We start from the raw sequence: 13,390 nt of genomic DNA on the forward strand, positions 1-13,390 counted from the left end.
TACTTTCGGGTTTATACGGCTTGCTAAAACCGCTTGATTTAATGCAAGCTTACCGCCTAGAAATGGGCACCAAGCTTGATAACCCTCGCGGGAAAAATTTGTATGAATTTTGGGGTAGCATTATTGCTAATAAATTAAATGAGGAATTAAAAGCGCAAGACGCACAATACCTCGTTAATCTTGCTTCAAACGAGTACTTTAAAGCAGTAGATAAAAAAGCACTCAATGCGCAAATTATTACCCCGCATTTTAAAGACTGCAAAAATGGCCAATATAAGGTAATTAGCTTTTACGCTAAAAAAGCGCGCGGCATGATGGCCCGTTACATTATAGAAAACCAGGTAACACAGCTTAGCCAATTAAAAGAGTTTACTGTGGCGGGTTATTACTTTAGCCCTGAAGCAACCACTAAAGATCTTGAGCCTGTATTTATGCGCGATGAGCAAAGTTAAGCGTTTATACTCAGCAAACAATGAGTTAAAAAGCCATGCATTGCATGGCTTTTTTTATGCTGGCGCTAAACTTGCTAACTTCACCTACTATTAATGAGATAAAAAATAGATAGGTGTAAAAATATGATCAGCATACCTTCAGTAGCCGAAGCCGAAAAACTCATCGAAGAAAAACTCGGAGGGTGGTTTGATGTAGTAATAAGCCACATCCCAAACTTTATTGTGGCAGTGGTAATAGCCATTGTATTTTCAATAATAGCGCGCTTTGCCGGCCAGCTAATGAAAAACCTATTAAGGCGCTCACTCGACTCTAAGCAAATTGCTGATTTAATGGCGTCTATTTTCAAGGTCATTGTGTTATGTGTGGGCCTATTTATCGCTTTAGATTTTATGGGGTTAAAAGGCACAGTCACATCGTTACTAGCGGGTGCGGGTATTGTGGGTTTAGCCATAGGCTTTGCTTTTCAAGACATGACCGAGAATTTAATTGCCGGTATTGCTATGGGAATACGCAAGCCATTTAAAGCGGGTGATGTAATTGAAACCGACGATGTATTTGGCTCGGTACATTCTATAAACCTGCGTAACACGCTAATAGAGAGCTTTTACGGGCAGTTAATACTGGTACCTAACAAGGTATTATTTAGAAATGTGTTAAAAAATTACACCACGTTAGGCGTTAGGCGCATAGAGGTACCGGTGGGTATTTCATACGGCGACGACATTGAAAAAGCCAAAGAAGTGATAGTAGATAAAATTAACGAGTTTGACTTTGTAATACGCAAAGATGAAACCGCTGTGTACGCAGAAGGTTTTGGCGACAGTAGTATTAATTTACTGGTGTGGTTTTGGATAAAATACCCAGGCGAGCCAGACTTTATGACAGTACGCCATAAAGGCGTAGTCGCTGTTAAACAAGCGCTTGATGCTGCAGATATAAGTATCCCATTCCCAATACGTACGTTAGATTTTGGCATTAAAGGCGGTGAAAAGCTCGATGCCATGATAAGCGATAAAATAAACCAACAGTCACCCAAACAACAAGGCGGCAGTAATACGGGTTCAAACCAAAGCGAATGAGCGACTAATACTGCTTTAAACTAGCCCAGTAATAGTTACCCACTAGCAGCGCATTTTTACATAAAAAGTGCGCTGCTAGTAATTTCAAAGCGCTAAGTCGGGTTAAATTTAACTATACTTTTAATAAATTTATTTTAAGTTAATACTTATTTGCTTTTCGCTGCCATCGAGTTTTTTTGATTAGTAGTAAAAGCGTTTCACCACTGCTTTTTGTCATCGATTTTTTTGTAACCTCAGCAGAGCAGGCTGAAATAGCGCAGCTATCTAACTCTATTACCTTGTCGCCTACTTTTAATCCTGCCAAATCAGCAAAGACTTTTATAATATCTATTTCACTAATTTCTGGGCTAAAAAGCCGGATACAGACACATCTGCAGCAAAGCCAAATGTAGCTTCCTCTGCATGGCCAATAAGAGGGATTAGCAGTAGTAAATAAACCATTTCATGTATTAGCTTCCTTGTGTAAGTGATGGGGCATTTGCATGCATTAAGTCATATATTATCTGTTATTTATGGTGAGGTTGATTAGCAAACACTTGTAGATTGCCAACGGTATTAAAAATGCGCTGATTATATGAACTTTACAGCCTTGTTATAGCATTCTTTTATCAAAGCTGTAGTAAGTCACTAATTTAAAAGAGTGGGAAAGGACGGCTAAGTGTTTGCTCTGCTTTTCATAGGGGAGCTAAAGCTAGAAGTTTAGATACTAAAGTGTGCTATTAAGCATAAAAAAGCGCGGCTTGTGTTGGAGAAACAAGCCACGCAGAGGAATAAGTTATATAAACAAATATTGTAATGCGGTATCAGATAACACTAATTTTATTACGGATAATTTTAACGCCATCCATATTTTCTAAAAACTTTTGCGCAAGTGCACGCTGAAAACCTGTTTGCGCTTCACCGTATAGGTCAACTTCACCGTCTTCAACCTGCACGCGAATATCGCTTAATGCTAAGTTTGGGTTAGTACGTAACGTATTGGTGATTGTTTGTTGTAAGTTAGGTTGAGTAGCCACACTGCTTACTACGGCTAAGTTAGTTGCTGCACTTACTTTTGTAGCGCAAGCTAATAAAAATAAACAACAAAATGATACTAAAGCGATAGTTAACTTAAAGCGGTTCATAACTTCATCCTTACATTACGGTTAATCGTGCAGCTATACTTAGCTGAGTTACTTTCTCAGTTACAATTTCGATGCCAGTTTTAATTTGTTGAAATATAAGGTTATTTTATTAAGTGGGAATTCAGGTGGGCAATAATTACATTTTAATGGGAATGAGTTACATGCTTGGGTTACATTTGTAATGGGTACAAAAAAGCCGGCAACTGCCGGCTTGTTTATTTATGGTGTGCTATTTCTTTTTAATTTTAGCTTTGGCTTTTTTCTTAGCTTTCATTTTTACCGGATCTTTACGCTTTTTAGCGGGTGGCTTAGCTTCTTTATGCTGTGGCTCAAGCCCTTTAATTATGCGGCGCTTAAGTTTTTGCTCTGTGTATCGCTCAACCTTGTATAAAATGCCAATGTCGTGCGCTTCAACTAATGATATAGCAATCCCTTTTTTACCTGCACGGCCAGTACGGCCAATACGGTGTACATAGACATCGGCAGTGCGCGGCATATCAAAGTTAATTACGTGGCTAATGTCAGAAACATCAATACCGCGAGCCGCAACATCGGTTGCTATTAATATGCGCGTTTTGCCACTGTGGAAATTTTCCATCGCTTTCATGCGCTTATCTTGCGGCATTTCGCCACGCAGCCACGCGGCTTTTACGCCATTGTTAGTTAGCTCACCAATTAGCGTTTCTAGGCGCTCACGGGTTTTTACAAACACAATGGCTTTACTTACATCTGGGCCGTTTAGGGTATTAACCAACAGCTCAAGCTTGTGGTGGTAGTCATCAGCAAGGTGAACCCATTGATGAATTTTTGCTTTTTCTTTGCGTGACGATTCGGCTTCAAGTAAAGCAGGGTCGTTTAAAATACGCTCAGCAAATAACTCAACGCTATCGCCTTCTAACGTTGCAGAGAATAAAAAGCACTGACGACGGTTTTTAGCTTCGTCACATATGCGCAGCATTTCTTTTCTAAAGCCCATGTCTAACATGCGGTCGGCTTCATCAAGAATAAGCATTTCTACGTTCTCAGCATGGAAATTTTCGGTTTCAAGATATTCCATTAAACGCCCTGGTGTGGCGATTAAAATATCATTATTGTTTTCAAAAATTTCTTTATGGGTGCCGTAGTTTATACCACCTGTTACTACACCAATTTTAAGGTGAGTGCCTTTAGCAAGCAGTTCACACTGCTCATGAATTTGATAAGCCAGTTCACGGGTTGGGGTCATTATTAACACACGTGCAAAACCTGGGTCGCGACGCGGAAAATCCATTAAGTATTGAATAGCCGGAATTAAAAATGCCGCCGTTTTACCTGTGCCAGTAGGTGCTGATGCTAAAATATCGCGACCTTGCAGCGCTTCAGGAATAGCTTGTTGTTGAATGCTGGTTGGTGTCTCGTAGCCCATTTTATCAATGGCGTTGAGTAGTTTAGTATCAAGATCAAATTCAGAAAATTGCATAGAGTGTCTAAAATAAGGGACAATTACCTGCAATTATACGCGCTATACGCCAGTTGGTGAATGAAAAGGTGAAAAAATGTCAGGGTTTACGTTTAAACAATTTAAGGTTGAGCACGATAGCTGTGCTATGAAGGTCTCAACCGACGGCATTTTACTTGGCGCATGGGCGTATTTAAAAGGCGCCAACACATTACTCGATATAGGCACAGGTACCGGTTTACTTGCGCTTATGTGTAAACAGCGTCAACCAGCACTTAGCATAACCGCTGTTGAAATTGATGAAGCTGCTTACAAACAAGCGCAGCAAAATATAGCCTCTAGCCCGTGGCCAAATATCACAGTAAAGCACACTACTATACAAGCGTTTAAACAGGCGGCGCCATTTGATGTCGTGATTTCTAACCCCCCTTATTTTAACCGCAGTTTAAAAGGGCTAAGCGATGCCCGTAACACCGCACGCCATACCGATGGTTTAAGCTTTGACGAACTAATACATGCCTATATGCGTTTAAGTCATGAGTATTCGTGCTTTAACGTAATTTTACCCACCACAGAGGCGGGCCTATTCATTGAACTGGCAAAACAAAACGGGCTTTATTTAAACGCGCATTGCCAAGTAAAAACCACACCAAGTAAAGCATTTAGCCGCAGTTTGATGCGCTTTAGCTTAGTAAACACTTTGCTTGAGCTTACCTCCCTATGCATAAAAGATGAAAACAACCGCTACAGCGATGATTATATTGCGTTATGTAAAGCGTTTTACTTGAAAATGTAATTTTTAAGGCAGGTAATTATCTAGTAATAAAGGATAGTTTACCCATTATGCATACGTATTCAGTTTTTATTTGAGCAACTCTCAAACTAGTGTTAACCACTTGTAAATAACGTCGAGTATGTTGTTTAACTCGCCCAACACTGGAAACACACACTATGAAACTGAATAAAATGATCACCACTGCAGGTTTTAGCATAGGTTTAACCTTACCAAGTTTAGTATCGGCTGCGCCTACAACATTTGTGCATTTATTTGAATGGAATTGGCAAGATGTAGCCCAAGAATGTGAGCAGTTTTTAGGACCAAAAGGGTACTCTGCTGTACAGGTGTCTCCGCCTAACGAGCATATTACAGGTAGCCAATGGTGGACTCGCTATCAACCTGTGAGCTACCAACTACAAAGCCGAGGCGGTAACCGTTCGCAATTTATAGATATGGTTAATCGCTGTAACACCGCAGGCGTCGATATATATGTTGATACATTAATAAACCATATGGCAGCCGGCAGTGGTACGGGCACTGCTGGTAATACTTTTGGTAATAAACAATACCCTATTTATAGCCCACAAGATTTTCACGAAAGTTGTTCTATTAACCCAGAAGATTACGGTAATAACCGTTATCGCGTGCAAAACTGTGAGCTAGTAGGGCTGGCCGATTTAAACACTTCTTCAAATTATGTGCAAAATACATTAGCGGCATATATTAATGACCTTCAAGCTATGGGTGTTAAAGGTTTTAGGTTTGATGCTGCTAAGCATGTTGCTGCAAGTGATATTCAAAGTTTAATGGCAAAAATAAATGGCTCGCCAGTGGTGTTTCATGAGGTGATAGATCAAGGTACTGAAGCGGTTGCAGCCTCAGAGTATTTAAGTACAGGGCTAGTTACCGAGTTTAAATACAGTACGCAGCTTGGTAATACCTTTAGAAATGGCTCGCTTGCATGGTTAAGTAATTTTGGTGAAGGCTGGGGCTTTATGCCAAGTTCATCAGCTGTAGTATTTGTAGATAACCACGACAATCAGCGCGGCCATGGTGGTGCGGGTAATGTAATTACCTTTGAAGATGGCCGTTTATACGACCTAGCCAACGTATTTATGTTGGCATACCCGTATGGGTATCCAAAAGTAATGTCGAGTTATGATTTTCACGGCGATACAGATGCGGGTGGGCCAAGTGTACCGGTGCACAATAATGGTAATTTAGAATGTTTTGCAAGTAACTGGAAGTGTGAGCATCGTTGGTCTTATATTGCGGGTGGTGTCGATTTTAGAAATAACACAGCCGACAATTGGGTAGTAACAAATTGGTGGGATAACACCCATAACCAGATTGCATTTGGACGTGGTAGCTCAGGTCATATGGCAATTAATAAAGAAGACTCAACGCTTAATGCAACAATTCAAACAGATATGGCGCCTGGACAGTACTGCAATGTGTTAAAAGGCGAGCTTTTGGGTAATGCTACTAGCTGTAGCGGTGAAGTAATAACAGTTAATAGCAACGGCACCATAAATTTAAATGTAGCGCCATGGGATGCAATAGCAATTCATAAAAATGCTAAATTAACCCAAGAGGCAGTGCCTAATAATAGCGACTGGCAAAGAACCGTTATTTTTATTAATGCTCAAACACAAAGCGGACAAGACATGTTTGTACGCGGTGGTATAGACCACACCTATGCAAATACAAACCTTGCTAGAAACTGCCAAACAACAAATGTTGAATGTGCTATGCCAATTCGCCATAACAATCTAAAAAACAACACCACAACACCTTGGAAAGCAAACGATAACTACCTAGATTGGTATGGAATTGAACAAGGCCAAAGCAGTGAAGCGCAAGGTACTGCCATGGATTGGACTACAAATGTTTGGCCAAGTGAATATGGCGCCCAAAAATCGGTAACAGTGGATGGCTTTGGTGTTACACCCCTTAATATATGGGGCGAACACTATTGGATGCTTGATGTTGATATGGATTGCAGTAAAGCTGTTAACGGATGGTTTGAATTAAAAGCATTTATAAAAAATGGCCAAGAGTGGGAAGGCGATATAAGCCAAGCAAATACCCCCTATACAAGTACTAACCATATGGCACAGTGTGGCAAAATTAATATGTTTGAATTTAACCGCTCAAGTGTAGAGGTACGTGACTTTTAAATACGTACGTTAAAAAACTATCAGCCAATTTAAAAACCAAGTGGGTTAACGCGCACTTGGTTTTTTACTTTTATATGTACCTAAATAGCAGTTTAATGTCATGGTGCGTTTATAAATCAGCTGGTATTATCGTTTTATTCGCCATTTTTAATTTAGGCAACATAATGAAAAAGTTAAACAAACTTCCGTTACTTACTACACTCGCTGCGGCTTTATTTATAAGCCAAGGTGCGCTTGCAAACATGACTCCTGTTGGGCTTTGGAAAACCATAGATGAAGACACCAACGAGGCTAAATCGTACGTACGCATTACTCAAAACGATAAGGTGCTCAGTGGTAAAGTTGAGGCTATTTTAGACCCAGCTAAACAAACCGGTATTTGTAAAGAGTGTGATGGGGCATTAAAAAATCAGCCTATTTTAGGAATGACCATAATCACTGATGTAAAGCCAGAAGATGATGGCGTGTGGGGCGATGGTGAAATACTTGACCCTACAAATGGTAAAACTTATACCGTGCAACTAACGCCACAAAACGACGGTAAAACATTAGAAGTACGTGGCTATATGGGCTTTTTTTACCGTAACCAATATTGGCAACGTGTGGAGTAGCACTACTCGTTTGCTGTTTTTAAAAACTCGCGTTTAAGCCACGCTCGTAATGCGCTTACCTGTGGGTGATTAAGCATGGCGTGGCTCGTTGCAAAATAAAACTGCTGATGCGGATTTACAATGCTTTGGCCAATTTGTGTGAGCATGCCGTGCTTTATATCGTCGCGTACAAACTGTTTGTGGGTGACCAAAACGCCAAGCTGGCGCATCGCGGCTTGCGTTGCTTGCACTGAAATATTAAAGGTTAAGTTATTATGCTGCTTTGGCTGCGCTAAATTATTAGCCTCGCACCACGTTTGCCAATCGTTTTGCCTACGTGGGTTGGTAACGTAGATTGCTTTAAAACGCTGCAGCAAATTTTGCGCGGATAACTCATCTTTATTTAAGCCAACTAAAAGCTGTGGGCTACAGACTAAAATTAACTGATCGTCGGCTAGTTTTTCACAGTGATATTTTTGCCACTTATCGGGCTGGCCATGAATAATCGCTGCATCAATCCCTTCGCGCTCTAAATCAAATTCTCCCACCAAGTTAGAAATACGAATGTCACTGTTTGGCGAAATGCGCTGAAAATCAGCCACCCTAGGGATCCACCAGTGCAGAGCTAGCGAGTTAACCATATTGAGTGTTAAATAAGTTGGCTCATTCGCTGTGTTACTAGCCTCTTGACTGGCTGCTAAAATTTCAGCCATGGCCGGGGCTATGCGTTTGTAATAGCGCTCACCCACAGGATTGAGCTCAACGCGGCGACCAATGCGATTAAAAAGCGGTGTATTAAGTTGTAATTCTAACGCTTTAATAGACTGACTTACCGCCGAGTGACTAATACTTAGCTGCTCAGCCGCGAGCACCATACTGCCAGTTTCGGCAACAGCTATAAACGTATAGAGAGATTTTAACGGCGCTGACTTAATCATAGAGTACTCATTAACAGTTAAGTTTTACTTACAGGTTAGTTTAATATTATTCGCTTTTAAATTTATAAAGTACACGTAAAATTAGCGCCATAAAAGCCAATGCCAATTTTTTGAAAAATAATAAATAGATTAAAAAAATTAAGCCTTTAATTTTGCTTTTTACATTCATTTTTTTATTCAAAGGATAACTGCGGTGACGTTAAATTCTCGTGCTAGTGTGTTTATGCTGCTCTCTACATTTACCTTGGCGTTAAATAGCTTTATAGCCAAGTTACTTACCGATTACTTTAGCACCAGCGAAGTGGTTTTTTTACGGGTGTTTTTACCCGCGATTATTATGTTGGCATTGGCGGCAGGTATTAAATGGCAGCTACCTAATAAATCAGCATGGCGAACCTTTGCTATTCGCGCAATTTTTATAGTGCTGTGCCAAAACTGCTTTTTAGTGGCGCTAAATACTTTAACGCTGGTGGAAGCGGTTATTTTATTTAGCACTGGGCCGTTATTTATACCGCTAATAGAACGGGTGCTTTTTAAAACTAAATTAAATTGGTTATTGTTACCTACAATGGCGCTGATGTTTGCGGGTGTGATTATTCAAAATATTCATAGCGACGGCATACAATGGCGCTGGAGCTTATTAATTGGCTTAGGGGCTGGTATTTTTAATGCCTGCTCGCAAATTACCTTGTTTAGAGCCAGTAAAATTAAGCTTCCGATGATGGTTATTAACGGTTGGAGTTTTACACTGGCTGCCATTTTTATGGTGCCAGTATTAATGTTTACCAGCGAAGGTGAGCGCTTTTACCAAGGTTTTGCAATCGATATAAGCAATTACAGTTTATTACTGATGGTGGCATTAATTGGGTTTTCGACCGCTGCAACGCAGTTTTTTAGAGGAAAGGCGTACCGATTAGCCAGTTCTAACTCGCAGCTAGCACCGCTTATTTATTCTAACTTATTATTTGCGTTGTTATTTCAGCTAATTTTTTACGATACAACATTAAGTTTATCGCAAGTAATAGGCTCAGCGCTTATTGTACTGGCATGTATTATTAATACCTTTGCGCCTAATTGGCTATTGCAAAGGCAAGCAAAAATACGTGAAAAAAAGTGCGCTAAAAAACTTAGTTATTTGTAATGTATTGGCCTAAACATGGTTTAGGCCAAACTCGTTATAGCGTTTCGCTATACTCTGTCATTATTTGTTCAACCCAGCTGGCTATGCGCTCATCGCTTAGCTCGTATTGGCTGTCTTCATCAAGCGCTAGGCCAACAAAGTGTTTGCCATCGGGGGTAAGTGCTTTTGACGCTTCAAACTCGTAGTTTTCATCGTTTGGCCAAAAACCAAGTTGCGTAAACGACTGGGTATTTATTTCATCGTGAAGCATACCAAGGGCGTCTTGAAACCATTGTCCGTAACCTTGTTGGTCGCCCATGCCAAATAAAGCAATGGTTTTACCATTTAGGTTTACATCTTTAATGTCGTCCCACTTAGACTCCCAGTCTTCTTGTATTTCTCCAAAATCCCATGTTGAAATACCAAAGATGATAAAGTCGTACTGCTCTGCATTTTTAAGTGGTTCGTCTTTAATATTGTGTAAGGTCACTACATCGGCGCCAATAAGGTCGCGAATTTTTTCCGCTGCCATCTCTGTGTAGCATGTAGTAGAGCCAAAAAATAAACCAATCTGCATCGTATTTATCACTGTGTAATTGCCTGTTATGATAGGGCGCAGTTTACCGTAAGGTATTTTTAATTGATACCTTCTACCGTGGGTATTACCAACATGAGATCACAACGTGACAACGCTACCTGACGATTTACCTGAACCAAATACCGAGCTAAACAGCAACAGCGACTTTTTAGAAACCTTTTTAGATAGCTTGTACTTAGAGCAAGGTGTAAGCGAAAACACCCTTAGCGCGTATCGCAGTGACCTAGATAAGTTTTGTCAGTTTTTAAAAGGCGAAAGCTTAATGACGGTAACCTGCTTAGATATAGAAAGCTACCTAGCGTATCGCGTAGATTTAGGGTTAAAACCACGTAGCACGGCACGCAGCATAAGTGCGTTAAAGCGGTTTTATCAGTATTTTGTACGTGAAAAACGTATCGCAAGCTCACCGCTTGAAAACATTGCGCAACCAAAAGCGGGTCAATCGTTACCTAAAACGCTCTCAGAAGCCGAAGTAGAGGCATTATTAAGTGCGCCCAATATTGAAGAGCCAATGGGGCTGCGCGATAAAGCCATGCTAGAGCTACTCTATGCTACGGGCTTGCGTGTAACCGAGCTTGTAGGGCTGCGTATGGAGCAAATTAACTTGCGCCAGTCGGTTGTGTTTGTAAAAGGTAAGGGCAACAAAGAGCGCTTAGTACCTTTAGGCGAGGAAGCCATGTACTGGCTTGAGCAGTTTTTAAAAGGGGGGCGTGCACAAATGATAAAACACGCCACCGATTTTGTGTTTCCTTCAAAACGCGGTGTAGGTATGACCCGACAAACCTTTTGGCATCGTATTAAACACTATGCTATTTTGGCGTCTATTGAGTCAGATTTATCGCCGCATACATTGCGTCATGCCTTTGCAACACATTTACTTAATCATGGTGCCGACTTAAGAGTGGTGCAGATGATGTTAGGGCACAGCGACTTATCGACTACACAAATTTATACCCATGTTGCCAATGAGCGATTAAAATCGGTACACTCAGAGCATCATCCGCGCGCGTAATATGAAATTTAATATCAGCTTAGCGGTCAATTTAGTACGTATTATTAGATAGAGAAAATTATGAAAAAATTAATGTTAGCAGGTGCAATGTTGTGCACAAGTATTAGTGCATTTGCAAATGGCGTAGCCACAACGCCAGATGCTAATGATCCTATTGTTACTAAATTTGCCACGTTAGGTGTAACAGTTAAGCAAATAAACCCAAGCCCTGTTGCCGGTTTAAAAGAGCTTATTACAAATAAAGGTGTACTTTACGCCAGCCCAGACGGCCAGTTTTTAATGCAAGGCACGCTAATTGATTTAAACAACCGCAGCAACTTAACCGAGCAAGCGTTAAATGGTGTACGTGTTGAAGGTATTAAAGAATACCAAGATTCAATGATTGTTTATAAAGCGCCTAACGAAAAACACCAAATTACGGTATTTACCGATATTAGCTGTGGCTATTGTCGTAAATTACACCGCGAACTAGACGATTTGCTTGATGCAGGCGTTACTGTTCGTTATTTAGCGTTTCCGCGTGGTGGACTGCAAGGTTCGGGCTACGCCGATTTAATGAATGTATGGTGTGCACGCGACCAACAAGAAGCACTAACAGAAGCTAAATCAGGCGAAGACACTAAAGTAGTTGCCGGTTGTAGCGCACCAGTAGCTGAGCATTACCAGCTAGGCCAAAGCTTTGGTATTAGCGGCACGCCAGCCATTATTTTAGAAGACGGTACAATGATCCCAGGCTACCAGCCAGCCGCGGCATTAAGTGCAGCGCTTGAGGCGAACAAAGCAGGTTAATTAAAAATCTGAGTAACTGTTTAATACCAATCCGCGATAATACTTAATCATTTTGCGGGGCTAAACGTGTTTTACCGGCGTTAAAAAACTTATTTACGACTGCATGGATGCAGAAGGTAGAGCAATGCAGGAGCTATTGCCGAGAACAACTAAATAGCGAATTTATTGCCTAGCTATCAACACGTTTTTCCAGCCTCAAAATAGATCACTTAATTAAGTGAATTGGTTTAAAAAGGCCTTTATGGCCTTTTTTTGTCTTTTTATTATGAACACCATAAGTTAAAAACCAGCATGAAAAAACTGATCATTGCGCGCGAAAATGTAGACGATTCTTACCTGCCAAGCGATCTGCACCCTGTTATTAAGCAAATTTATGCCACGCGTAACGTGCAAAATGCACACGAGCTAAATAATAGTGCAGCCACGCTAATCGACTTTAAACTGTTTAAAGACATCGACAAAGCCACCGAGCTATTAATTGATGCGCTCAATACGCAAAGCCGCATTTTAATTGTTGGCGACTTCGATGCCGATGGCGCAACCAGTACAGCCACCTTAATGCAAGGCTTGGCAATGTTTGGCTTTAATAACTTAGACTACCTTGTACCGGATAGATTTAGCTTAGGCTATGGTTTAAGCCCAGCGCTTGCTGAGCAAATTGTTGATATAAAACCAGAGCTGGTTATTACGGTAGATAACGGTATTTCATGTATTGCAGGCATAGACATACTAAAAAAAGTGGGCATTAAAGTACTGGTTACTGATCACCACTTGCAAGGGGAGCACCTCCCTAATGCCGATGCAATTGTTAACCCAAACCGACATGATTGCCGTTTTCCTTCAAAATCAATTGCGGGTGTCGGCGTTGCCTTTTACTTACTTATAGCCCTTAGAAGCACGTTACGAGAGCAAGGTTATTTTGAACGCCATGCTATGCCAAATTTAGCCGACTTGCTTGATATAGTTGCCCTAGGCACCGTGGCCGATGTAGTTGCGCTTGATGCAAATAACCGCACTTTAGTACACCAAGGGTTGGCGCGTATTCGCAGCGGTAAAACACGCCCAGGTATTACTGCGCTTATTGAAGTGGCTAATCGTAATGCAGCGCGTTTAAGCGCCAGTGATTTTGGTTTTTCGTTGGCCCCGCGTTTAAACGCCGCAGGGCGACTAGATGACATGAGTTTGGGTATAGCGTGCTTATTAAGTACCGATATAAACCAAGCAAGGCGTATTGCCAGCGAGTTAGATAGCTTAAACCATGCACGGCGCGAAATAGAGCAGGGCATGCAAG

Annotated in this window: 12 protein-coding genes and 1 pseudogene (1 of these 13 only partly in view); 9 read left to right on the top strand and 4 right to left on the bottom strand. The window is 41.0% G+C overall.

The features are described from left to right. Together yaaA and L650_RS0120240 are read left to right on the top strand one after the other, a co-directional pair. Positions 1-452 (top strand): annotated as a pseudogene (gene yaaA / locus L650_RS0120230) (peroxide stress protein YaaA); it begins 276 nt to the left of the window's first position. Positions 453-575: 123 nt separating this feature from the next. After that, positions 576-1,532: a mechanosensitive ion channel family protein gene (locus L650_RS0120240; protein ID WP_029774207.1), complete on the top strand. Its 957-nt coding sequence runs from the start codon at positions 576-578 to the stop codon at positions 1,530-1,532. A gap of 803 nt (positions 1,533-2,335) precedes the next feature. Here the strand turns inward: L650_RS0120240 and L650_RS0120255 are convergent. Together L650_RS0120255 and srmB are read right to left on the bottom strand one after the other, a co-directional pair. Beyond that, positions 2,336-2,656: a BON domain-containing protein gene (locus L650_RS0120255; RefSeq protein ID WP_004587996.1), complete on the bottom strand. Its 321-nt coding sequence runs from the start codon at positions 2,654-2,656 to the stop codon at positions 2,336-2,338. A 229-nt stretch (positions 2,657-2,885) separates the two neighbouring features. After that, entirely contained in the window at positions 2,886-4,115 is a 1,230-nt protein-coding gene (gene srmB, locus L650_RS0120260; protein WP_004587997.1) for an ATP-dependent RNA helicase SrmB, read from the bottom strand. A 76-nt stretch (positions 4,116-4,191) separates the two neighbouring features. On the opposite strand from srmB, the gene L650_RS0120265 reads away from it, so the two are divergent. The 3 genes from L650_RS0120265 to L650_RS0120275 all read left to right on the top strand — a co-directional run bounded on the left by L650_RS0120265 (position 4,192) and on the right by L650_RS0120275 (position 7,663). Further along, positions 4,192-4,890 (top strand): tRNA1(Val) (adenine(37)-N6)-methyltransferase, encoded by a 699-nt coding sequence (locus tag L650_RS0120265; RefSeq protein WP_029774208.1) that lies wholly within the window; start codon positions 4,192-4,194, stop codon positions 4,888-4,890. Between the two features lie 155 nt (positions 4,891-5,045). Further along, entirely contained in the window at positions 5,046-7,052 is a 2,007-nt protein-coding gene (locus tag L650_RS0120270) for an alpha-amylase (protein ID WP_029774209.1), read from the top strand. Positions 7,053-7,216: 164 nt separating this feature from the next. Continuing rightward, positions 7,217-7,663, top strand: a complete 447-nt coding sequence (locus L650_RS0120275) for a DUF2147 domain-containing protein (RefSeq protein WP_029774210.1) — start codon at positions 7,217-7,219, stop codon at positions 7,661-7,663. Positions 7,664-7,665: 2 nt separating this feature from the next. Here L650_RS0120275 and L650_RS0120280 read toward each other — a convergent pair whose 3' ends face one another. Next, on the bottom strand, positions 7,666-8,580 hold the full coding sequence (locus L650_RS0120280) for a LysR substrate-binding domain-containing protein (RefSeq protein ID WP_029774211.1): 915 nt from the start codon (positions 8,578-8,580) through the stop codon (positions 7,666-7,668). A gap of 193 nt (positions 8,581-8,773) precedes the next feature. Between L650_RS0120280 and L650_RS0120290 the strand changes: the two genes are divergently transcribed. Next, the gene (locus L650_RS0120290; RefSeq protein ID WP_085065539.1) at positions 8,774-9,721 is read left to right on the top strand and encodes a DMT family transporter; all 948 of its coding nucleotides are present in this window, start codon (positions 8,774-8,776) and stop codon (positions 9,719-9,721) included. A gap of 34 nt (positions 9,722-9,755) precedes the next feature. Here the strand turns inward: L650_RS0120290 and fldB are convergent, their stop codons facing one another. Further along, positions 9,756-10,277, bottom strand: coding sequence for a flavodoxin FldB (gene fldB / locus L650_RS0120295; RefSeq protein WP_004588002.1), 522 nt, complete (start codon positions 10,275-10,277; stop codon positions 9,756-9,758). Between the two features lie 106 nt (positions 10,278-10,383). On the opposite strand from fldB, the gene xerD reads away from it, so the two are divergent. The 3 genes from xerD to L650_RS0120310 form a co-directional block, all read left to right on the top strand. After that, on the top strand, positions 10,384-11,310 hold the full coding sequence (gene xerD, locus L650_RS0120300; RefSeq protein WP_029774213.1) for a site-specific tyrosine recombinase XerD: 927 nt from the start codon (positions 10,384-10,386) through the stop codon (positions 11,308-11,310). A gap of 60 nt (positions 11,311-11,370) precedes the next feature. Continuing rightward, positions 11,371-12,099 (top strand): bifunctional protein-disulfide isomerase/oxidoreductase DsbC, encoded by a 729-nt coding sequence (gene dsbC, locus L650_RS0120305; RefSeq protein ID WP_029774214.1) that lies wholly within the window; start codon positions 11,371-11,373, stop codon positions 12,097-12,099. A 291-nt stretch (positions 12,100-12,390) separates the two neighbouring features. Continuing rightward, positions 12,391-13,390: DHH family phosphoesterase (locus L650_RS0120310; RefSeq protein WP_029774215.1), on the top strand; the 1,000-nt coding region annotated here is incomplete at its 3' end.

This window comes from Pseudoalteromonas sp. TB51, assembly GCF_000498055.1.
In the GTDB taxonomy this organism is placed as follows: Bacteria; Pseudomonadota; Gammaproteobacteria; order Enterobacterales; family Alteromonadaceae; genus Pseudoalteromonas; species Pseudoalteromonas atlantica.

What these genes read in the sequence shown, in the direction of transcription:
- L650_RS0120240 (WP_029774207.1), top strand. Translation starts at nt 576, where the DNA reads ATGATCAGCATACCTTCAGTAGCCGAAGCCGAAAAACTCATCGAAGAA.
- L650_RS0120255 (WP_004587996.1), bottom strand. Translation starts at nt 2,656, where the DNA reads ATGAACCGCTTTAAGTTAACTATCGCTTTAGTATCATTTTGTTGTTTA.
- srmB (WP_004587997.1), bottom strand. Translation starts at nt 4,115, where the DNA reads ATGCAATTTTCTGAATTTGATCTTGATACTAAACTACTCAACGCCATT.
- L650_RS0120265 (WP_029774208.1), top strand. Translation starts at nt 4,192, where the DNA reads ATGTCAGGGTTTACGTTTAAACAATTTAAGGTTGAGCACGATAGCTGT.
- L650_RS0120270 (WP_029774209.1), top strand. Translation starts at nt 5,046, where the DNA reads ATGAAACTGAATAAAATGATCACCACTGCAGGTTTTAGCATAGGTTTA.
- L650_RS0120275 (WP_029774210.1), top strand. Translation starts at nt 7,217, where the DNA reads ATGAAAAAGTTAAACAAACTTCCGTTACTTACTACACTCGCTGCGGCT.
- L650_RS0120280 (WP_029774211.1), bottom strand. Translation starts at nt 8,580, where the DNA reads ATGATTAAGTCAGCGCCGTTAAAATCTCTCTATACGTTTATAGCTGTT.
- fldB (WP_004588002.1), bottom strand. Translation starts at nt 10,277, where the DNA reads ATGCAGATTGGTTTATTTTTTGGCTCTACTACATGCTACACAGAGATG.
- dsbC (WP_029774214.1), top strand. Translation starts at nt 11,371, where the DNA reads ATGAAAAAATTAATGTTAGCAGGTGCAATGTTGTGCACAAGTATTAGT.